This window comes from Alkalihalobacillus pseudalcaliphilus (genome assembly GCF_028610675.1).
Classification (GTDB): Bacteria; Bacillota; Bacilli; order Bacillales; family Bacillaceae_D; genus Alkalihalobacillus; species Alkalihalobacillus pseudalcaliphilus.
Map to the genome: position 1 here is coordinate 38,539 of NZ_JAQQWS010000001.1, position 21,921 is coordinate 60,459.

Below are 21,921 nucleotides of genomic sequence, written 5' to 3' on the forward strand. Positions count from 1 at the left end.
TGAGCGTTTTGACTGATGTATTATCACAAGGTGAAATAGATGCTTTATTATCGGCCATTTCAACGGGGGAGATGGATGCTGAGGAGCTTAAAAAGGAAGAATTGGAAAAAAGAATTCGAGTATACGACTTCAAGCGTGCCCTAAGATTTTCTAAAGATCAAATTAGGAGCATTACACGTATACACGAAAACTTTGCGAGACTATTAACCACTTTCTTCTCCGCACAATTAAGGACCTATGTGCAAATTTCTGTAACGTCTGTTGACCAATTGCCATATGAGGAATTTGTGCGCTCTATACCTAAAATGACGATTTTAAATGTGTTTCAACCGAAGCCTTTAAATGGCAGATTTATAATGGAAATTAATCCTCATATAGCCTATGCGATGCTAGATCGTTTATTGGGTGGTAAAGGGATAAGTTTAAATAAAGTAGAGAATCTAACAGAAATTGAAACAAAAATCATGTCTCAATTATTTCAACGAACATTAGATAGCTTTCAAGATGCATGGTCATCAATCGTTGAACTAGAACCAGAATTAGAGGATTTAGAAGTGAATCCCCAATTCCTTCAGATGGTATCCCCAAATGAAACGGTTGTTGTTATTTCATTATCAACAACGATTGCTGAAACGTCAGGCATGATTAATATCTGTTTACCCCATGTTGTGTTGGAGGAGATTTTACCTAAATTATCTCTTCATTATTGGATGCAAGAAAAGAAAAAAGAACGTGAACCTAATGAATTTACATATTTAGAGTCGAATGTACGTAAAGCTCCATTATTAGTTCAAGCGGAGTTAGGTCGTTCCTCGATTACGGTTGAGGAATTTTTACACCTTGATAAAGGTGACGTCATTGAATTAAACAATTTAATAACTGAACCATTAACCGTTTATGTTGGAGGGGAAGCCAAATTTTCTGCCCAACCAGGTAAGTTAAAGAAACAAATGGCTGTACAAGTCACTGAAAAGTTAGAGGAGGTATTGAGTGATGAGTGATATGTTATCACAGGAAGAAATTAACGCTCTTTTGCAAGGGATAGATGGTGAGTCTACCACATCAACGGCAGACTCCTTAGTTATTTCAGATTATTTATCAGAAATTGAAGAGGATGCCCTCGGTGAAATTGGTAATATTTCTTTTGGGAGTGCGGCTACGGCTCTATCAACATTATTGAGGCAAAAAGTAGATATCACCACACCGAAAGTGAGCCTTATTGAATATAAAAATATAAAAGAAGCGTTTCCTAAGCCCCATGTTGCTGTACATGTTCAGTATACAGAAGGGTTTGAAGGTACAAACTTACTTGTCATTCATACGAGAGACGCAGCGGTCATCGCTGATTTAATGTTAGGTGGCGATGGTACGAACGTTGATGAAGAGCTGTCAGAAATGCATTTAAGTGCCGTTCAAGAGTCGATGAATCAAATGATGGGTTCCGCGTCTACGTCGATGTCAACTATCTTTAATAAAAAAGTCGATATTTCACCACCAAGTATTGACATGATGGACTTAAAGAACGGTATTGGTCTTGAACACCTTCCTAACGAAAAGACTCTTGTCAAAATCTCGTTCCGCTTAAGGGTGGGTGAACTGATAGATTCGACCATTATGCAGCTAGTAACCGTATCTTTTGCGAAAAAGATGATTGAAGAATTAATGAAGCCAAGTGAGATACTTATGGAGGAACCAAAGGAAGAAATCAAGAAACCGAATCATAGGGAGAGTGATATCCCGAAAGAAATTCAGTTTACTGAAAGGAACGGGCTCAAAGGCTCGGAGTGGAATACGATGGATCATGTAAGTGAGAACAAGCCTAAAGAGCAAAAGCATTTTGGAAGTCAGTTTGGACAGCGGCATGTAGATGTCCAACCGGCAATGTTCTCCAATTTTGAGCCAACTCAACTTCAAGAAGAGGAGTCTCACAATCTTAATCTTCTATTAGATATTCCTTTGCAAGTAACGGTAGAGCTAGGGAGAACAAAAAAATCAATTAAAGAAATTTTAAGCTTTACACAAGGTTCGATTATTGAGCTCGATAAGCTGGCTGGTGAGCCTGTAGATATTCTTGTTAATCAAAAGTTAATTGCTCAAGGTGAAGTAGTCGTAATTGATGAGAATTTTGGGGTAAGAGTTACTGATATTATTAGTCAGGAACAACGCGTAAGAAACTTAAAGTAATGTATGTGGAGAAGGGATGAAATAAGCATGGGTAAAAATATCTTGATCGTAGATGATGCGGCATTTATGAGAATGATGATTAAAGATATTTTAAATAAAGGTGGTTATCAAGTTGTAGGTGAAGCAGCCGATGGTTTTCAAGCAGTTGAAAAGTATAAAGAACTGCAACCTGATTTAGTCACGATGGATATTACGATGCCTGAAAAGGATGGAATTGCGGCTTTAAAGGAAATTAAAGAAATAAATCCTAGTGCTAAAGTGATTATGTGTTCGGCGATGGGGCAGCAAGCGATGGTTATTGACGCGATTCAAGCAGGTGCCAAAGATTTCATCGTTAAACCTTTTCAGTCTGATCGCGTTTTAGAAGCGATTAAGAAAACACTAGATTAGGAGATTATCAGGATTATTGTGAGGAGTACGAAGGTGATGTTATTTCGAATCGGACTCGTAGCCCTTTGTTTTTCGTTCATGATTATGGAACCAACTCATATTGTGGCTTCTGAGCAAGACAAGAATCCGAGTGTTTCAGAAGTGCTCGAGTTGAATCAGTTAAATGAAGAAGAGCAAGATGTGCAGGGGGATGTAGTTGAACAAGGTGATGAATTAGAAGAAGGAACAAACGACCGTGAGGAACAGGAGTTAGTCGGATTTAGTGGCCCCAACTTATTTTCTTCGGTCATTCGGTTATTAATAGCTTTTGCATTTATCGTTGTTTTAATCTATTTTGGTTTACGTTTTATTAATAAAAAAACGCAACGGTTTCAGTCTAGTCACTATCTACAAAACTTAAGTGGTGTTTCATTAGGTGCTAATCGCTCAGTTCAGATTGTTCGAGTTGGGGAGAAGTTATTAATTGTAGGTGTTGGCGATTCTATTCAATTGTTAAAAGAAGTAGATGATCCCGAGGAAATTGAGAAGTTATTAAATATGCATGAAGAGCAAATGCAAAAAATGAATGATATTCCTTTAGAAAAAGGTGTGGCTTGGTTAAAGGGTTTGACTAATAAGCAAAAGGCACAAACAAGTACAAAGACAGAAAATGACCAAGAAGCTCAAGCATTTAAGCAGTTATTGGACAAGCAATTAGCAGATGTGTCTAGCTCACAGAAGAAATTGCATCAATCGGTAAAGGAGCGAGACAAGCATGATTGAATTAGTGGCACTCCCTAATTTAGTAACCATACCTGGTTTGGACTTAGGTGTTTTTTCAGATGAACCAGCAAGTGTTGCAACAACGATTCGGTTATTGCTTATTTTAACAGTCCTATCTTTAGCTCCTGCGATTTTAATAATGATGACTTCTTTTACACGGATTGTGATCGTCTTATCGTTTGTACGTCAAGGTCTGGCTACCCAATCGATGCCACCTAACCAAGTATTAATCGGACTAGCACTTTTTCTTACATTTTTTATCATGGCCCCGGTTATGTCAGAGGTGAATGAACGAGCCTTAACCCCCTTTTTAAATGAGGAAATGACTCAGGAAGAGGCTTTAGAAGAAGCCGTGATTCCGATGAAGGAGTTTATGGCTAAGCATACACGCGAAAAAGATTTGGCTCTTTTTATGGGCTATGCAGGATTAGAACAACCCGAAACATTAGATGACATACCTTTAACTTCACTTATACCAGCCTTTGCCATTAGTGAATTAAAAACAGCGTTTCAAATCGGTTTTCTTATCTTTGTACCATTTCTTGTTATCGATATGATTGTTGCTAGTGTCTTGATGTCGATGGGGATGATGATGCTTCCTCCAGTTATGATTGCATTACCATTTAAAATCTTATTATTTGTGCTCGTTGATGGTTGGTATTTGATTGTTGAATCCTTGCTCAGGAGCTTTCAGTGAAGGGAGGGTGCGTAAATGAGTGAAGAATTTATTATTAGTTTAGCTGAAAATGGCGTATGGGTTATTTTACTAATTGCGGGCCCTTTGTTACTCGTGGCACTGGGGCTTGGATTACTCGTTAGTATCTTTCAAGCGACAACGCAAATTCAAGAGCAAACGTTGGCGTTTATTCCGAAAATTGTCGGTGTATTAGTGGCTTTAGTTGTGTTTGGCCCTTGGATGCTTTCATTACTAACTGATTTTGCTCACGATATTTTTAGCAATCTTTATCGGTTTATTGGGTAATGATGATGGAATGGTTAAACTATCTACCAGGCTTTTTGTTAGTATTTGTACGAATACTAGCTTTTATTGCGGTATTACCGATTTATGGTTATCGAACGATTCCATCAACTTTTAAAATCGGGCTTTCTCTTTTTTTAGCATGGACGCTCATATTTACGTTACAAGATCCGTTTGTTGAAATCGACGCGGTATATTTTTTACTAATCATCAAAGAAGTACTTGTCGGATTAATGGTCGGATTAATAGCGATGATTATGTTATATGCTATTCAAATAGCGGGTGGTTTTATTGATATGAACATGGGCTTTCTCATTGCTAATGTCGTGGACCCACAGACTGGGGCTCAAAGTCCATTGGTTGGAACGTATTTATATACGTTTGCGATTTTATTTTTACTCATGATTAATGGTCATCACTTATTACTGGATGGTGTGTTTTACAGCTATCAGTTTATTCCTATTGATCAGCTCTTCCTGCCCTTTGGTGATGAGGGTGTTGTGTATTTTGTGGCTGCTACATTTGCAAAGATGTTTATGATTGCTTTTCAAATGGCATTACCAATTGTTGGTTCTCTTTTTTTAGTAGATGTTGCATTAGGTATGATTTCAAGATCTGTACCACAAATGAACGTGTTTGTAGTTGGGTTGCCCGTAAAAATAATGGTAGGTCTCTTATTATTAACGGTATATATGGGTGTTTTCTTTATGCTTGTGAGGGCTTTAATGAATGAAATCATTGTAGCAATGCGAACTCTCATGCAATTGTTAGGGGCGTAATTCATGAAGGAAGTCAAAATAAACCTGCAATTCTTTGCAGAAGAGAAAACAGAAAAAGCAACGCCTAAAAAACGACAAGACTCGCGAAAAAAAGGACAGGTTGCCAAAAGTACAGATGTCAATACGGCTTTTATTTTATTATTTGTGTTTATCTTTTTATGGTTATTTGGTGGAGGTATGGTCGGGCAAGCCCTTTATGATTTTCTAAGACATAACTTCCAAACGTATTTATTAATGGATGTAACCGCTAGGAATTTGGAGATTATGTTTTGGGATATTATTGTTCAAGTTGCCGTTGTTCTATTACCGATTATGTTAATGGCAATGGTCGCGGGTGTCTTTGCTAGTTTTATCCAAGTTGGTGTGATGTTTACGACAGAACCGTTAAAATTTAATCTTAAAAAAATTGACCCGATAAAAGGGGCAAAACGGATATTTTCTGCACGTGCCCTTGTTGAATTGGCCAAATCATTATTAAAAATAACATTTGTCGGTGTCGTTGTTTTTGTATTAATTTGGTTTAACTTAGAGGACGTCATGCTTATATCTCAAAAATCTGTGGAAATTGGTTTTGCTCAAATCGCAACATTAACCGCTCAAATGGGTATGCTAGTAGCTTTACTTTTATTACTGCTCTCTGTCCCAGATTATATTTACCAACGTTACGATAATGAAAAACAAATGCGGATGTCAAAAAAAGATATAAAAGATGAGCATAAAAATATGGAGGGTGATCCTCGAATTAAATCAAAGCGGAAGCAAAAACAAATGGAAATGGCGATGCAAAGAATGATGCAGGAAGTACCAAAAGCTGACGTCGTCATTACAAACCCGACTCACTATGCAGTAGCTTTACAGTATGATGATCAAAAGTCGGATGCACCGGTTGTGATTGCAAAGGGTGTTGATTTTGTTGCACAAAAAATCAAAAGTATCGCAACAGAACATGATGTAATTTTAGTAGAAAACAAACCATTAGCTAGGGCGTTATATGGTCAAACTGAAATAGGTGACCAAGTGCCTGAGTCGTTATTTAAAGCCATTGCTGAAGTACTAGCGTATGTATATCGTTTAAAAAATAAACAGGTTGGAAAGTAGGGAGACATTTTGAAGCTAAAAGAGTTATCCGTTTTAATGGGCGTTATTTTTATCGTCATTATGTTAATTATTCCACTTCCTACGACATTAATTGATTTCTTGATTATTACAAATATCTCCCTCTCTCTCATCGTTATTTTAGTGGCGATGAGTACAAAGGATTCCTTACAATTTTCCATATTTCCTACGTTGCTCTTACTCGTAACTTTGTTCCGAATTGGGCTAAGTGTTTCGACGATTCGTTCGATCCTTTCACAAGCGGATGCTGGAAATGTGATCGATACGTTCGGAAATTTTGTTGTAGGTGGTAATGCTTTAGTAGGTTTTGTTGTATTTATGGTTCTTGTCTTAATTCAGTTTATCGTTATTACAAAAGGGGCAGAGCGTGTCTCTGAAGTTGGGGCTCGTTTTACGTTAGATGCGATGCCTGGTAAGCAGATGAGTATTGATGCAGATTTGAATGCGGGATTAATTTCTGACCATGAAGCTAAAGACCGAAGAGAAAGAATTGAAAAAGAAGCAGATTTTTATGGTGCCATGGATGGTGCCAGTAAATTTGTAAAGGGTGACGCGATTGCCAATATCGTGATTGTCTTTATTTCAATGATATTTGGATTAATTATTGGAATGATGCAAATGGGTATGGATCTTGGGACAGCTGCAAGAACATATACCGTATTAACAATTGGAGACGGGCTTGTTACACAAATACCTGCTTTACTTATTTCAACTGCCACAGGTATTATCGTGACACGTGCAGCTTCAAATGGAACTTTAGGTGAGGATTTAACTAGCCAATTATTTGCCTATCCGAAAATGCTATATGTTGCGGCAGCGACCATCTTTTTGTTAGGTGTACTAACACCGATTGATAAATGGATTACGTTTTCTGTGGCTGGTCTTATTGCGGCAGGGGCATTTCAGCTTCAGCGTATGGAGAAACATACACTTGAAAATGAAGTGGCAGCTTCCAATGAGGAAGAGCCAAAAGAAGATATGAAATCGCCTGAAAGTGTCGTTAGTTTGTTACAAATTGAACCAATTGAATTTGAATTCGGTTATGGTTTAATTCCTCTAGCTGATACGAATCAAGGTGGCGATATGTTAGATCGGGTCGTGATGATTCGAAGACAGCTGGCACTAGAGTTAGGTATGGTCGTTCCAGTCATAAGAATTAGAGATAATATCCAACTCCAACCGAATGAATATGTGATTAAGATTAAAGGTAATGAAATATCCAAAGGGGAATTATTGCTTGATCATTATATGGCGATGAGTCCTGGGATCGATGATGAATCCATTGTAGGAATTGAAACGATCGAACCAGCGTTTGGTTTACCTGCGATTTGGATTAATGAAGAAATGAAGGAACAGGCAGAGCTTTCGGGTTATACCGTTGTTGACCCACCATCTGTTGTTTCCACACATTTAACCGAAATTATTAAAAAGCATGCCTTTGAGCTTTTAGGTCGTCAAGAAACGAAACAGCTTGTTGACCATTTAAAAGAATCTTACCCTGCATTAGTAGAGGAAACAACTCCAAATCTATTATCTATTGGTGAGATTCAAAAAGTATTAAAAGGTTTATTAAAAGAAAATATTTCGATTAGGAATTTACCGGTTATTTTTGAAACCTTAGCCGATTATGGCTCAATGACGAAAGATATGAGTTTACTGACTGAATATGTACGTCAATCATTATCAAGGCAAATTACGAAACAAATAACCACGCCTGGCGAACCTTTATACGTCATTACGCTAAGTGGTTCCGTTGAAAAAAAGGTAGCGGACGCGATTCAACAAACAGAACATGGTAACTTTGTCTCATTAAATCCAAATGATTCCCAAGCCATCATTCAGGCGAGTCAACAAGAAGCAGAGCGCTTAGCTCAAATGGGACAGGCACCAATCATCTTATGTTCACCTGCTGTTAGAATGTATGTACGCCAACTACTTGAAAGGTATTTACCACAAGTGACGATTCTTTCATATAACGAATTAGAAGCTGAAGTTGAAGTACAAAGTGTTGGGGTGGTGAATCCGGCATGAAGGTAAAAAAATATATCGTCAAATCTATGGCTGAGGCAAGGGCATCTATTCAGACCGAACTCGGAAAAGATGCCATTATCCTCCACTCTAAGGAAGTTGAAACAGGTGGTTTTTTAGGATTTTTTACAAAGAAAAAGCTCGAAGTTATTGCTGCTGTCGATTCTAAAGAACAAGAAAAGCCAGGTGTTATCAAAAAAAGTTTCGACAAACCTGATTTTTCTCACAGTGAAATGGAGAAAGCCCAGCATGATCAAAGCGTACTAACAGAAGAGTTGAAAATGGTAAAAGGTTTACTCAAGGATTTATCGGAACAGAACAAGTTTGAGGTCAACCTTTATCCGGCACCGATCGAGAGGTTATCGAGAAAACTTCAAACACATGGGGTAAGTCAAACGATTATTCAAAGAGTGCTTAAGGAGCTCATGATGGAGTATGCGGCGACGCTTGACCAAATGCCAGCTTTGTCTGCAAATGGTTGGGAACTAAAGCTAGTGAACGTATTGAAAGAAGAATTACGAGAGAGCTCGATTGGTGATGTGAACTTTGATAAAAAATTCATCCAGCTAATCGGGCCTACTGGTGTAGGGAAAACAACAACAATCGCCAAACTAGCCGCATGGGCGTCTTTAAAGAAGCAGAAGAAAGTCGCTTTTATTACAACAGATACGTATAGAATTGCCGCTGTGGAGCAGTTAAAGACGTATGCCAAAATCTTAGAGCTTCCATTAGAAGTTGTTTATACGATGGAGGAAATGCGTCAAGCTAAACAAAAATTTGAACAGTATGACCTTATTTTAATAGATTCAGCGGGTAGAAATTTTACAGATAGGAAGTATGTATCTGAACTCTCACAAATCATCGACTTTAAAGAAGATGCACATACGTACTTAGTGTTATCACTTACGTCAAAATATGAAGATATGAAACAGATTATCGAACAATTTTCTTTGATTGAAATTAATCAAGTCATATTAACGAAAAAAGATGAAACAAGCTCACTCGGAGCACTTCTTAATATACCTATAGAAGAAGGTTTACCGCTGGCCTGTGTTAGTCACGGACAGAACGTCCCAGACGATTGGTTGATCCCTTCAAAAGAGTGGCTTGTTTCTCAAATAATCAGGGGCAATGAACATGATTGACCAAGCCGATAAACTTCGTAAACTGATGCAAGAGCGTTATCAACAACGCTCTAAAGTGTTAGCTGTCATAAGTGGAAAAGGTGGCGTAGGTAAATCTAATATTTCGATTAACTTAGCCCTAGCCTTGCAGCAGTTACATCATAAAGTGACACTCATTGATGGCGACTTAGGGATGGGTAATTTAGAAGTATTACTTGGGAAGCCAGCATCAAAAAGTATCGTGGACTTATTTGAATCTAAATTATTGGTTGAAGACGTTTTAGAATGGGGGCCGGGTTCACTTCCTTTTCTCGCTGGAGGGACAGGTTTAACGGATTTAATCCATCTCGATCAAGATAAGATGACACATTTTGGTGAACAGATAAATAGGCTTGGTTATTTGAATGACTATTTAATTATCGATTTAGGAGCGGGTATATCAGAAAACTCTTATGGGCTTATGCTAGCAGCGGATGAAGTTATTGTTGTTACAACGCCAGAGCCAACTGCGATTACGGATGCCTATTCAACGATCAAATATATGAGGAATAAGGGGCATAGACAACCGCTTCACCTCATTATTAATAAAGCAGAATCAAAAGCGGAGGGGGAGCGAACCGCTGCGAATTTAAGTACAGTGACGAAGAGATTTCTACATGTTGACTTACGCTTGCTTGGAATATTGCCTGAGGATAACCATGTAATGAAGGCGGTCAAAGCACAAAAGCCATTTTTACTTATGAGTCCAAGGGCACAGATCAGTAAAGAAGTGAGAAAAGTAGCAGGTTCACTGAGTGGTAGTTTGGGCGAGCAACCAAGCCCTAACCGTTTCGTAAACCAATTAAAGTCTTGGTTTTTAAGATAAATAGAATGTGCTGTAGGAGTTGTTTTTGTGAGACGAAAAATTCGTGTTCTAATCGTTGACGATTCTGCATTTATGCGAAAGGTTATTTCGGATATCCTGCAATCAGACCCTTATATAGAAGTGGTGGGTACCGCTCGGAACGGAAAGGATGCACTTAAAAAAAGAGATACGCTGCAACCGGATGTTATGACCTTAGATGTCGAGATGCCTCTATTAGATGGTATAGAAACTTTAAAAGTGATTATGGCAACGAACCCTTGTCCGATTATTATGTTAAGTAGCACGACTAAAGAAGGTGCTGAAAATACATTGTTAGCAATGGAGTATGGAGCGATCGATTTTGTAACCAAAACATCTGGTTCGATTTCATTAGACTTAATGACGATTAAAGCTGAGATTATTGAAAAAGTGAAATGTGCAGCTAAGGTCACGGTCTTAACTAGCAGTTCCTCCATGTTAGCAGAGTCGTCTAATGAATCTTTACTAACACCAAACAAGCATTGGCATAAAAATAATTCTAATCAACGTACATGGCAAAAGTTAGTCGTGATTGGCACTTCTACTGGTGGTCCAAGAGCACTAAAAGAAGTGATTCCACGATTACCAAAAGATTTCCCTCATCCGATATTGGTCGTTCAACATATGCCAGCTGGTTTCACGGAATCATTAGCGAATAGGTTGAATAGTTTGTCTCAGTTAACGGTTAAGGAAGCGAGTCATTTAGAAGAGCTGAAGGCAGGCCATGTTTATATTGCTCCGGGTCATTGTCATTTAAAAGTTGAACAGCATCAATCTTTATTACGTGCTAACTTATCACAAGATTCTCCAATTAGAGGACTTAGGCCTGCAGTGGATAAGCTTTTTTACTCGCTAGCAGATGTTGATATCGAGGAAATTATAGCCGTCATTATGACAGGGATGGGGTCAGACGGAACAGAGGGCCTCTTTCATTTAAGAAAGTCAAAAAAAGTTATCGCCTTAGCTCAATCAGAACAAACAAGTGTTGTGTTTGGGATGCCTAAGGTGGCCATCTCGTCTCAATTAATTGAAAAAGTAGTGGATTTGCCACAGATAGCGCATGAATTAATAAGCCTTGCTTAATGAAAGGGAGTTGAAACGATGTCCTTTTTACAAACTTTGCAATCACATCATTTTGACATTTTGAAGGAAATTGGAAATATTGGAGCAGCACATGCAGCTACCTCATTATCAAAATTGATGAATACGAAAGTAGAAATGAATGTACCAAATGCTAGCTTAGTTGACTTCCAAGATTTACCGAATATTGTTGGTGGTGCAGATGCCGAGGTGGCGGCCGTATTTTTTAGGTTTACTGGCGATTCGTTAGGAAGTATGTTTTTTTTGACGACGGTTACCGATGCTGAAAAATTTGCAAGTAAGTTAATAGGACAATCATTTTCATTTAGAGCTGACGATGAGCAGGTTCAAATGGGGATTTCAGCTCTCTCAGAATTAGGGAATATTCTAGTGGGTTCTTATTTGTCGGCACTTTCTGACTTTACCGGTCTTAATTTGCAGCCAACTGTACCGCAAATGGTCGTGGATATGGCGGGGGCGGTCGTTCATTATGGTGTGTTAACGATTTCAGAAGTGGCAGATGCAGCTATTCTAATAGAAACGAATATTATTGAAGTTGATCATCGGACAAATCCTATTAACGGACAATTCTTCTTTATTCCTGATCCTGAATCTTTTCCCACGTTGTTTGAAGCGTTAGGAGTGTCCTAAGTATGAACGAAGTTGTAAAAGTAGGTATGGCAGATGTCCAAACAATCGTAGCTCCTTTAAAACTGAGAACATCTGGATTAGGTTCATGTGTTGGTATTGTCCTATATGACTCCTTGAAAAAGGTTGCAGGCATGGCCCATATTATGCTTCCTGATTCTAAACAAGCGAGACAAATGGTTCCTAACAGAGCTAAATATGCGGATACAGCTATTGATGATTTAGTTGAGACGATGCTTAATATGGGTGCGAGCCGCCAGTTTATCAAAGCAAAGCTTGCTGGTGGAGCCCAAATGTTTTCATTTGCTGGAAGCTCTAATTTAATGAGAATTGGACCGAGAAACACAGAAGCAGTCAAAGAAAAATTAAAAGAGCTTCACATACCCATCGTATCTGAAGATATTGGTGGAAAAAGTGGTCGAACCATTGAATTTGATTCGGTAACTCAGCTATTACATATAAGAACCGTCCATGAGGGGACAAAAGACATTTAATTAGAAAGGGTGAATCTTTATGGCTCAAGTTATGATTGAGGATGATAAGAAACTTTGGGATTTATGGTTAAAACAAAAAGACCGAGAAGCTTGTGATGATTTAGTGAGATTGTATTTACCGCTTGTTCATTATCATGTTCAACGAATCGCTAGTGGGTTGCCTAAGAATGTTAATCGCGACGAATTATACAGTCATGGACATTATGGCTTATTTGATGCTATAGAAAAATTCAACCCAGAACGTGATTTAAAGTTTGATACGTATGCATCCTTCCGTGTACGCGGAGCCATCATTGATGGATTAAGAAAAGCGGATTGGTTACCACGTTCTATGAGAGAAAAGGTAAAAAAGGTTGATGCTGTTGTTGAAAAACTAGAGCAATTATTAGGTAGAAATGTAACAGTTTTAGAGATCGCCCATGAGTTAGGAATGACTGAGGCAGAGGTTACGCAAATTCAGATGGAGCAATTTACGGCCAATATGCTGTCGATAGATGAGTATACACAAGAACAAGATAAGTCAGACACTTTTATGGCGACGATTGTAGATGAAAAAACATTAACACCAGAACAAAAATTAATGGATGATTTAACGAAAAAAGAGCTCGTCGAACATATTCGCTCACTGAATGAAAAAGAACAGTTGGTGATTAGTTTATTTTATTATGAGGGCCTTACGCTTACGGAAATCGGAGAAGTGTTAAATCTTTCTACATCAAGAATCTCACAAATTCACTCCAAATCTATTGCTCGGCTAAAACAAGCTTTCTCAAAAAAAATAAAGTGAAAGCTTAATCATCCAATGAAGAAACCAAGGATCTGGAAGGTAGTATCGATGGTGCTGTCTAATCTTAAAAAATATATAACTATATGATGTCATATATAAAGGGGATGATTGAATGCATGTTGTTGAACCTTATCTTTCACTGCGCTTGGAACAACAAAAAATGAAAGCAATTCTTCATCAAAAAGAGAAAGTAGAAAAAGCAGATACTTTATCGGTTGAATTGATAATTGACTATCTTCAAACGAAAGGTGTAACGTATGGCCTTTTAATGGATGCTATTTCAACATTGGTTGAGAATCAAACGGAATGGCTTGAGCCGATAGAAGTTGCCAAAGGGATAGAACCGGTTAAGGGGCAGGATGCGTATCTTCTAATTGCGGTTAGAGCGACGGATGAGGCTAATCAACATTCAGTCGAACATTCTGGTATTATTGATTTGAAGCAAGTGTTAGACATCCCTTCTGTGAAAGAGGGTGAAAAGCTCGCACAGAAAGTGGCGGCAACTAATGGTGAAGCAGGTATGAATGTGCTAGGTGAGCCGGTAGAGCCAAAAAGAGGAAAAGATTTCAAGCTAAGAATAGGAAAAAATACGAGGATTGATCAAAAGAGTCAAACTTTGTATGCACTTGTAAGTGGTCAAATGTCGATGACGAAAAAAACGGTTCATGTTTATCCTGTCTACCAAGTTAAAGGAGATATTGGAACGAGAACGGGTAATATCGATTTTATTGGCAATGTACATGTCAATGGAAATGTTCCTTCTGGATTTAAAATTATTGCAGGTGGAGATATTCGTGTGAATGGAACGATTGAGGGTGCCACGATTCAGGCGGGTGGATCTATTTATGTAGGTGCTGGTATTGTTGGTCAAAACAAAAGTGATATTCAAGCAAAGCATTCACTTTACACGACCTTTATTAATGAAGGAAATGTGAAGGTTGGCGATTCTATTTATGTGACACAGTCGATTTTACATAGTCATTGTTATGCGACTACTGAAATCGTTTGTATGAAGGGAAAAGGGAATATTGTCGGAGGCGTTGTGTCGGCAGGTTTTAAAATTCAAGCGAATGAGTTTGGGAATGCCCTACATACTAAAACCGATTTTTATGTAGGTCCTTCCAAGCAAATTGTTGAGCAGCAGCGTACGATGGAGAAGCAGTTAATAGAGCTAAAAGATGGTATCATGAAATCATCTAAATTATTGAATGTTTTATTAGAAAAAGAGAAAAGAGTCGGCCCTTTACAAGGCAAAGAAAAAATACATAAATTAAGGGTGCTTCATTTCTTAAAAGAGTCGATAACGAAACGAGAGCTACTTGAAGAAAGTGTAGCGGAAATGAAAGAAATGAATCAGTCGGCAAACTTTGGTTTTATGAAAGCGGATAAAATGATTTATCCTAATGTAAATGTTCATTTTGGGAAGTATCGTAGGAAACTTACCTCGAGTTATTCAAAGTCACAAATAGCTTTGATGCAAAATGAAATTACCATTTCTAGCTTGAAATGAGGCAAGGAGGATAACGATGAGTCTTCGCCCTATTGAAATGCAAGGTTCTTTTCCACAATCTCAGAAAACAGGAAAGATTCAAGAGCAAATGCAGCAACGTTTTCAAACACGGCAAGAATTGCAGGCTCAAGAGGAAGAGCAGAAAATGAAGCAACTTCGTCAATCCATTCAAGAAACACATCAGTCAAATTTTCAGAAAATAAGAGACGAGAAAAACGACAAGCAAGAGCAATCCAATCAAGGCGATGAGCCTCAAGAGGAGAAGCAAGACAAGAGCACGCACACTCACAAGCAACAGCATCCTTTTAAAGGGAAATTTATCGATTATTCAGGTTGAGAGGTTAGACGATGAATGATATAACTAGTTTTTTGATCGTAGCTTTAGTCGTGCTATTATTTCTAGTCGTTATATTATGGAAGAAAGTGACCCGATTAGAACAAACAGTTACGAGCATTCAAGAACAAAAAACAGAAATGCAAGCACTCTTAATTCAATTAACAGATGAAATCAAGCAAGAAAATGAGCGATTCATTTTAGAGCTCCAAAGAAAAGAGAAAAAGCAACCACACATACATAGTGAGGATAGAGCAGCAGTAGAGCCTAGTACCAAATCAAACGCTGAACTCGAATTAGGTAGCAATCACTCTATCCACCAGCAAACGAATGAAGCTCAAGTTTCTTTGGAGCAACCGAAAAGCTTTACCGAACATTTAGAAATTGAACAGAAAAAGTACGAGTCCTACGAAGCCCCTTTTGATACGGGTGAGCAAGGTGTTATTATGGAACAATCCCAGACTTTACAAGTGCTAAATTTAGCTAAGCAAGGATTAACAGTTGAAGAAATTGCCCAAAAGTTACAAATTGGCAAAGGGGAAGTCCAATTAATTTTGAATTTTTATCGCTAAACTAGAAGAATTACTTGCAAGAAGCAGTGCTATTATGGTATATTAATTGACGGTGTTAATCACACACGCATGCTGATTTGAGCATTGGTGCTGTCAATGACAGTTTTGCTTAAATATGAAGGATGCGGAGGAAAATAAAAACCAATTATAAGGAGGTGTTTGATGTGGCAGTTATTTCCATGAAACAACTATTAGAAGCTGGGGTACACTTCGGTCACCAAACTCGTCGTTGGAACCCAAAAATGGATCGCTACATCTTCACAGAGCGTAACGGTATTTACATTATCGACTTACAAAAAACAGTTAAGAAAGTAGATGAAGCGTACAATTTCGTACGTAGCATCGCAGCTGACGGAGGGAAAATCCTTTTCGTTGGTACAAAAAAACAAGCACAAGATTCAGTGAAAGAAGAAGCTGAACGTTGTGGAATGTATTACATCAACCAACGTTGGTTAGGTGGTACATTAACAAACTTTGAAACCATTCAAAAGCGTATTACGCGTTTGAAAAACCTTGAGAAAATGCAAGAAGACGGTACATTTGAAGTTCTTCCTAAGAAAGAAGTTATTCTTCTTAAGAAAGAAATGGAGCGTCTTGAGAAATTCTTAGGCGGTATTAAAGATATGCCGGGAGTTCCTGATGCATTATTTGTTATTGACCCACGTAAAGAGCGCATTGCAATTGCAGAAGCTCACAAGCTTCATATCCCAATTGTAGCGATTGTTGATACAAACTGTGATCCAGATGAGATTGATTATGTAATCCCAGGTAACGATGATGCGATTCGTGCCGTTAAACTTCTAACAGCTAAAATGGCTGATGCTGTAATTGAAGCAACAACAGCTGAAGAAGTAGAAGTAGAAGAAGTAGAAGAAACAACAACTGCTTAATTTTATTAGTTTGACTTCAAGGGTGGTAAAGGGGGTTACCCTTTTCCGCCCTTTTTTAAAGCATATGAACCAAAAGCGGTTCTATGACAATGAAGCTTTACATATGGGGAAAACGATGTTTGAACCATAAAAATGTTGAACATACTGAGGTTTGAGGAGGCGTAAATAATGGCAATTACAGCAAGTATGGTAAAAGAATTGCGTGAAAAAACAGGCGCAGGAATGATGGATTGTAAAAAAGCATTAACTGAAGTTGATGGTGATATGGAAAAAGCGGTTGACCTTCTTCGTGAAAAAGGGATTGCAAAAGCAGCGAAGAAAGCTGATCGTATCGCAGCAGAAGGTTTAACTTTTGTTAAATCTGAAGGTAACAAAGCGGTTCTTATTGAAGTTAACTCTGAAACGGACTTTGTTGCTAAAAACGAAGCGTTCCAAGTTTTAGTTAAAGAATTAGCTGAACATGTTTTAACGGAAAACCCAGCAAACGTTGAAGAAGCTTTAACACAAGCTTTCAAAGGTGATGGACCAGTAGTTGAAGAGTATATTAATACAGCCGTAGCGAAAATTGGTGAAAAACTAACTTTACGTCGCTTCACAGTTATTGAAAAGACAGATGCAGACGCATTTGGCGAGTATTTACACATGGGTGGCCGCATTGGTGTTTTAACGGTTCTTAACGGAACAACGGATGCTGAATTAGCAAAAGATATCGCGATGCACGTAGCCGCGATTAATCCAACTTATGTAGATCGTACGTCTGTTTCAGAAGAGACGATTAACCATGAGCGCGAAATCTTAAAACAACAAGCATTAAATGAAGGTAAACCAGAAAAAATCGTTGAAAAAATGGTTGAAGGTCGTTTAAGCAAATTCTTCGAACAAGTTTGTTTAGTTGATCAACCGTTTGTAAAAGATGGTGACCAAAAAGTAGGCAAGTTCTTACAAGCTAAGGGTGCATCTGTTCAAACATTCATCCGTTATGAAGTAGGAGAAGGAATTGAGAAAAGAGTGGATAACTTCGCTGATGAAGTTATGTCTCAAGTAAAGAAATAATTGGAGATTTGGGGCACAGTTGTACGTGTCCCTTTTTTTCAAGAAAAACCTAAATTAGAGGATTTATTTATTTCGAAATCAATTACTGTTTCTATTTGTGATAATGGAGGTCGTCATGCAAAAATTTAATCGTGTTGTTTTAAAACTAAGTGGTGAGGCATTAGCTGGTGAGCAAGGCTATGGTATTGATCCATCTGTCATCCAATCGATTGCGACTCAAGTGAAAGAAATTATTGAACTTGATGTAGAAGTGGCCGTTGTTGTTGGTGGTGGGAACATTTGGAGAGGTATGGCTGGAAGTGCGAAAGGTATGGATCGTGCAACAGCAGATTACATGGGGATGTTGGCTACGGTCATGAATTCATTAGCCCTTCAAGATAGCCTTGAGGATATTGGTGTAGAATCACGTGTACAAACATCAATTGAAATGCGTCAGGTAGCAGAGCCATATATCCGTCGTAAAGCGATTCGTCATTTAGAAAAAGGACGAGTTGTCATTTTTGCGGCAGGAACAGGGAATCCATACTTCTCAACGGATACGACAGCAGCCCTACGTGCAGCTGAAATTGAAGCAGAAGTGATTCTTATGGCCAAAAATAAAGTGGATGGCGTATATAGTGCTGATCCTTCAGTGGATGAAAACGCGGTTAAATATACATCATTAACTTACATGGATGTATTAAAAGAAGGCTTAGCCGTTATGGATTCAACAGCATCATCTTTATGTATGGATAATAATATACCATTAATTGTCTTCTCCATTATGGAAGAAGGAAATATTAAGCGAGCTGTACTTGGTGAAGATATCGGTACAGTAGTTAGGGGGAAATAAGATGTCACAAGAAATTTTGAAAAACGCAGAATCAAGAATGACAAAAGCAATTGAGTCTTTAAACCGTGAACTTGCAAAACTTCGTGCTGGTCGTGCAAACCCTGCTTTATTAGACCGAGTTACGGTTGAGTATTACGGAGCTGAGACGCCTTTAAATCAGTTAGCAACGATTTCTGTGCCAGAAGCACGTTTACTTGTTATTCAACCTTTTGATAAATCATCTATTTCTGATGTGGAACGAGCGATTATGAAGGCTGATTTAGGATTAACACCTTCAAATGATGGTTCGGTCATTCGTATTCAAATTCCTCCGTTAACGGAAGAGCGTCGTAAAGAACTAGTTAAATTAGTTAAACGTTCTGCAGAAGAAGCAAAAGTGGCAATCCGTAATGTACGTCGTGACGCCAATGATGAGTTAAAGAAAGCTCAAAAAGATGGCGAGATGACGGAAGATGACTTGCGTCGTGATACAGATACGATGCAAAAGCTTACAGATAAAACGATTGAAAAAGTAGACGCTGTAGCCGCACAAAAAGAAAAAGAAGTTATGGAAGTCTAAGCGAAATCGTTGTAAACTAGATCAAGAAGAAAGACCCTCTTTTTAGGGGGTTTTTTACACTTTTTCTCTTAGAATCGTAAGAAGCAAAGCAGTGGTCCAGCTGTGCATAAATGGAGGGCAGACGGATGCTTGATAAATTCTCTAAATGGAGAGCAAGAGGTAAGGATTCAAATGAAGCCATTGCCGAACTTGAAACAACGAATATACCTAACCATGTGGCAATTATTATGGATGGTAATGGACGTTGGGCAAAAAAGCGAGGCCTACCGAGAATCGCCGGGCATCGTGAAGGAATAAAAGCGATTAATAAAATCGTGAGGCAAGCAAATCAACTAGATGTTAAAGTTTTGACATTGTATGCTTTTTCAACAGAAAATTGGAAACGTCCAAAAGCAGAAGTGGATTATTTGTTAAGTTTGCCCGAGATATTTTTTAAAAGTGAATTGCCGATTTTAAAGCAAGAAAATGTTAATGTTCGATTAATGGGTAGTATGGCACAATTACCAGAACATACGTTAAAGGCTGTTCGAAATGCAGTAGAGGAAACAAAAGATAACGACGGATTAATTTTAAATTTTGCTTTAAATTATGGTAGTCGGTCTGAAATGTTAGAGGCAATTAAACAGATTAGTGAGGATGTTGCAGCTGGTAAGCTGTCAAGTGATGAGGTTACCGAAGAGGTTATGAGCTCGTATTTAATGACCGCTTCCATTTCAGATCCCGATCTGTTAATTAGGACGAGCGGTGAAATTCGTTTAAGTAATTTTATGTTATGGCAAGCTGCATATAGTGAGTTATGGTTCACGGATGTACTCTGGCCGGACTTTAATGAATCACACTTTGCGGAAGCGATTGCCGTCTATCAAAAAAGAGCACGACGTTATGGTGGCGTCTAATGAAGGGGGCGGCAAATAAATGAAGCAAAGGATTATTACAGGATTAATTGGTGGAATCGTTTTTATAAGTTTAGTTATTGCAGGCGGCTGGTTATTTTCTGCTTTTATCTTTATTGTTGCCTCTGTTGCGATGACAGAGTTGTTAAAGATGAAAAAGATATCACCGTTTTCAACGATGGGCATAATTAGCCTTGGCTCGATGTGGCTGCTTCTCATTCCTTCTACCTGGTTTGACGCAGTAGTACCGATCCAATTTACAAAAATAGAATCATTTGTATTTTTGATTTTATTTTTATTAATGCTTACAGTTCTGTCTAAAAATAAATTTACCTTTGATGAAGTTGGTTTCGTTGTACTATCTTCTGTATACGTCGGCTTCGGTTTTCATTATTTATTAATGACAAGAGAAATTGCAGACGTAGGAATGTGGTTAGTATTTTTTGTTTTATTATTAATATGGACAACCGATTCAGGTGCTTATTTTATAGGGAGAGCGTTTGGTAAACATAAGCTTTGGCCAGATATTAGCCCGAAAAAAACGATTGAAGGTGCAATTGGTGGAATTATTAGTGCAATTGCATTAGGGACCGCTTTTTATATGATTTTCCCTCAATTATTTGAAAGTTATTTCATTGCGTTACTTGTAATGCTTGTCGCATCAACATTTGGCCAACTAGGTGATTTAGTTGAATCTGCCTTAAAGCGTCATTATTCTGTAAAGGATTCTGGAACGGTTTTACCTGGTCATGGTGGGATATTAGACCGATTTGACAGTTTGATTTATGTCATGCCGATTTTACATTTACTGCAGTTAATTTAAACGTCAAATCTAGTAATGACTGAAAAGGGGCATGAACGATGAAAAGAATTGGATTATTGGGTTCAACAGGTTCGATTGGAACTCAAACACTAGATATTATTAGAGAGCATCGTGAAGAGTTTGAGCTAATAACGATGTCTGTAGGACGAAATCTAGACCTTGCGATTCAACAAATCGAAGAATTTAAGCCGAAGCTAGTCTCGGTCATTTCTAAAGAAGATAAAGATAAATTAGCGATGCAATGTAGCTCAGAGGTACGATTTGTTGATGGTAAGCATGGGTTAATAGAAGTAGCGGCATTTCATGAGGTGGATATTTTAGTCAATGCGGTTATTGGTAGTGTCGGCTTAGAACCTACTTTAGCAGCTATAAAAGAAGGCAAACCCATTGCAATAGCTAATAAAGAAACGCTTGTAACAGCGGGACATCTAGTTACAGCTGCCGCACAAAAATATCAGGTTTCTTTATTGCCGGTTGATAGTGAGCATTCGGCGATCTTTCAAGCTTTGAATGGTGAGCGTTATGAGGACATAGATCGATTAATCTTGACGGCTTCTGGTGGCAGTTTTCGTGATTTAAGTCGCGAGCAATTGCAAGGAGTAACGGTTGAACAGGCGTTAAATCACCCTAATTGGTCGATGGGAGCAAAAATTACGATTGATTCAGCGACCATGATGAATAAAGGTTTAGAAGTGATAGAGGCTCATTGGTTATTTCAAGTTCCCTATGAAAAAATCGATGTACTTTTACATAAGGAAAGTATCATACACTCTATGGTAGAGTTTCATGATAAGAGTGTCATGGCTCAATTAGGAACACCGGATATGCGAGTACCGATCCAATATGCGTTAACTTATCCAAAAAGACTTGAAAGAAGAAATACGGAAAGGTTAAACTTATGGGAAGTCGGAAAGCTTCATTTCCAACCTTTAGATGTTGAACGCTTCAAGGCAATTTCCTATGCGTTCGAAGCTGGGAAACGAGGTGGGTCATTTCCTACGGTATTAAATGCCGCAAATGAAGAAGCGGTTGCCGCATTTTTACATAATAAAATTAGCTTTTTAGAAATAGAATGTTTAATTGAACAAGCACTTGAATATCATGAAGGAATAAAGCAACCTTCGCTTGAGGAGATCATGGAAATCGATCAGCTTACAAGAGCGTTTATCCACTCCAAAATCGATTAGGAAAGGTGGAGAAG

At 38.2% G+C, this 21,921-nt stretch carries 25 protein-coding genes; all 25 read left to right on the forward strand.

Translation table 11 applies throughout. From position 1 onward, the window contains the following. Positions 1–8: 8 nt before the first annotated feature. Complete coding sequence (gene fliM / locus PQ479_RS00210) at positions 9–1,001, forward strand: flagellar motor switch protein FliM (protein WP_047987885.1); 993 nt, start codon at positions 9–11, stop codon at positions 999–1,001. Further along, positions 994–2,184: a flagellar motor switch phosphatase FliY gene (fliY, locus tag PQ479_RS00215; RefSeq protein ID WP_047987886.1), complete on the forward strand. Its 1,191-nt coding sequence runs from the start codon at positions 994–996 to the stop codon at positions 2,182–2,184. The genes fliM and fliY overlap by 8 nt, the downstream gene beginning before the upstream one ends. Before the next feature lie 27 nt (positions 2,185–2,211). Continuing rightward, positions 2,212–2,574 (forward strand): response regulator, encoded by a 363-nt coding sequence (locus tag PQ479_RS00220; RefSeq protein WP_047987887.1) that lies wholly within the window; start codon positions 2,212–2,214, stop codon positions 2,572–2,574. Positions 2,575–2,610: 36 nt separating this feature from the next. Then, positions 2,611–3,336, forward strand: a complete 726-nt coding sequence (fliO, locus tag PQ479_RS00225) for a flagellar biosynthetic protein FliO (protein ID WP_047987888.1) — start codon at positions 2,611–2,613, stop codon at positions 3,334–3,336. After that, positions 3,329–4,033: a flagellar type III secretion system pore protein FliP gene (fliP, locus tag PQ479_RS00230; protein WP_047987889.1), complete on the forward strand. Its 705-nt coding sequence runs from the start codon at positions 3,329–3,331 to the stop codon at positions 4,031–4,033. Before fliO ends, fliP begins: the two co-directional genes overlap by 8 nt. 15 nt (positions 4,034–4,048) lie before the next feature. Beyond that, positions 4,049–4,318: a flagellar biosynthesis protein FliQ gene (gene fliQ / locus PQ479_RS00235; protein WP_047987890.1), complete on the forward strand. Its 270-nt coding sequence runs from the start codon at positions 4,049–4,051 to the stop codon at positions 4,316–4,318. Between the two features lie 2 nt (positions 4,319–4,320). Next, positions 4,321–5,094 carry a flagellar biosynthetic protein FliR gene (gene fliR, locus PQ479_RS00240; protein WP_047988017.1) on the forward strand — a complete coding sequence of 258 codons (774 nt, stop codon included), beginning with the start codon at positions 4,321–4,323 and terminating at the stop codon, positions 5,092–5,094. A gap of 3 nt (positions 5,095–5,097) precedes the next feature. Further along, positions 5,098–6,192, forward strand: coding sequence for a flagellar biosynthesis protein FlhB (gene flhB / locus PQ479_RS00245; protein WP_047987891.1), 1,095 nt, complete (start codon positions 5,098–5,100; stop codon positions 6,190–6,192). A gap of 36 nt (positions 6,193–6,228) precedes the next feature. Continuing rightward, complete coding sequence (flhA, locus tag PQ479_RS00250) at positions 6,229–8,241, forward strand: flagellar biosynthesis protein FlhA (protein WP_047988018.1); 2,013 nt, start codon at positions 6,229–6,231, stop codon at positions 8,239–8,241. Continuing rightward, positions 8,238–9,383, forward strand: a complete 1,146-nt coding sequence (gene flhF / locus PQ479_RS00255; RefSeq protein WP_047987892.1) for a flagellar biosynthesis GTPase FlhF — start codon at positions 8,238–8,240, stop codon at positions 9,381–9,383. Before flhA ends, flhF begins: the two co-directional genes overlap by 4 nt. Then, on the forward strand, positions 9,376–10,227 hold the full coding sequence (locus tag PQ479_RS00260) for a MinD/ParA family protein (RefSeq protein WP_047987893.1): 852 nt from the start codon (positions 9,376–9,378) through the stop codon (positions 10,225–10,227). The genes flhF and PQ479_RS00260 overlap by 8 nt, the downstream gene beginning before the upstream one ends. Before the next feature lie 27 nt (positions 10,228–10,254). Next, on the forward strand, positions 10,255–11,328 hold the full coding sequence (locus PQ479_RS00265; protein WP_083991191.1) for a protein-glutamate methylesterase/protein-glutamine glutaminase: 1,074 nt from the start codon (positions 10,255–10,257) through the stop codon (positions 11,326–11,328). 18 nt (positions 11,329–11,346) lie between these two features. Next, on the forward strand, positions 11,347–11,976 hold the full coding sequence (locus PQ479_RS00270) for a chemotaxis protein CheC (protein ID WP_047987894.1): 630 nt from the start codon (positions 11,347–11,349) through the stop codon (positions 11,974–11,976). A gap of 2 nt (positions 11,977–11,978) precedes the next feature. Then, a complete protein-coding gene (locus tag PQ479_RS00275) occupies positions 11,979–12,467 on the forward strand; it encodes a chemotaxis protein CheD (protein ID WP_047987895.1) in 489 nt (162 codons plus the stop codon). A 19-nt stretch (positions 12,468–12,486) separates the two neighbouring features. Continuing rightward, positions 12,487–13,254: a FliA/WhiG family RNA polymerase sigma factor gene (locus tag PQ479_RS00280; RefSeq protein WP_047987896.1), complete on the forward strand. Its 768-nt coding sequence runs from the start codon at positions 12,487–12,489 to the stop codon at positions 13,252–13,254. Between the two features lie 112 nt (positions 13,255–13,366). Beyond that, positions 13,367–14,764 carry a DUF342 domain-containing protein gene (locus PQ479_RS00285; protein WP_047987897.1) on the forward strand — a complete coding sequence of 466 codons (1,398 nt, stop codon included), beginning with the start codon at positions 13,367–13,369 and terminating at the stop codon, positions 14,762–14,764. Between the two features lie 16 nt (positions 14,765–14,780). Continuing rightward, a complete protein-coding gene (locus tag PQ479_RS00290; protein WP_047987898.1) occupies positions 14,781–15,101 on the forward strand; it encodes a hypothetical protein in 321 nt (106 codons plus the stop codon). Positions 15,102–15,112: 11 nt separating this feature from the next. After that, positions 15,113–15,670: a DUF6115 domain-containing protein gene (locus PQ479_RS00295; protein WP_053070324.1), complete on the forward strand. Its 558-nt coding sequence runs from the start codon at positions 15,113–15,115 to the stop codon at positions 15,668–15,670. A gap of 164 nt (positions 15,671–15,834) precedes the next feature. Continuing rightward, positions 15,835–16,560 (forward strand): 30S ribosomal protein S2, encoded by a 726-nt coding sequence (gene rpsB, locus PQ479_RS00300; protein ID WP_047987899.1) that lies wholly within the window; start codon positions 15,835–15,837, stop codon positions 16,558–16,560. Positions 16,561–16,728: 168 nt separating this feature from the next. Continuing rightward, complete coding sequence (gene tsf / locus PQ479_RS00305) at positions 16,729–17,613, forward strand: translation elongation factor Ts (protein WP_047987900.1); 885 nt, start codon at positions 16,729–16,731, stop codon at positions 17,611–17,613. Positions 17,614–17,728: 115 nt separating this feature from the next. Continuing rightward, positions 17,729–18,445 (forward strand): UMP kinase, encoded by a 717-nt coding sequence (gene pyrH, locus PQ479_RS00310; protein WP_047987901.1) that lies wholly within the window; start codon positions 17,729–17,731, stop codon positions 18,443–18,445. Between the two features lies 1 nt (position 18,446). After that, positions 18,447–19,004, forward strand: coding sequence for a ribosome recycling factor (frr, locus tag PQ479_RS00315; protein WP_047987902.1), 558 nt, complete (start codon positions 18,447–18,449; stop codon positions 19,002–19,004). A 125-nt stretch (positions 19,005–19,129) separates the two neighbouring features. After that, positions 19,130–19,900, forward strand: coding sequence for an isoprenyl transferase (locus tag PQ479_RS00320; RefSeq protein ID WP_047987903.1), 771 nt, complete (start codon positions 19,130–19,132; stop codon positions 19,898–19,900). 19 nt (positions 19,901–19,919) lie between these two features. Further along, positions 19,920–20,720, forward strand: a complete 801-nt coding sequence (locus PQ479_RS00325) for a phosphatidate cytidylyltransferase (RefSeq protein ID WP_047987904.1) — start codon at positions 19,920–19,922, stop codon at positions 20,718–20,720. Positions 20,721–20,758: 38 nt separating this feature from the next. Beyond that, on the forward strand, positions 20,759–21,907 hold the full coding sequence (gene dxr, locus PQ479_RS00330; RefSeq protein ID WP_047987905.1) for a 1-deoxy-D-xylulose-5-phosphate reductoisomerase: 1,149 nt from the start codon (positions 20,759–20,761) through the stop codon (positions 21,905–21,907). The last annotated feature ends 14 nt before the right edge of the window (positions 21,908–21,921 follow it).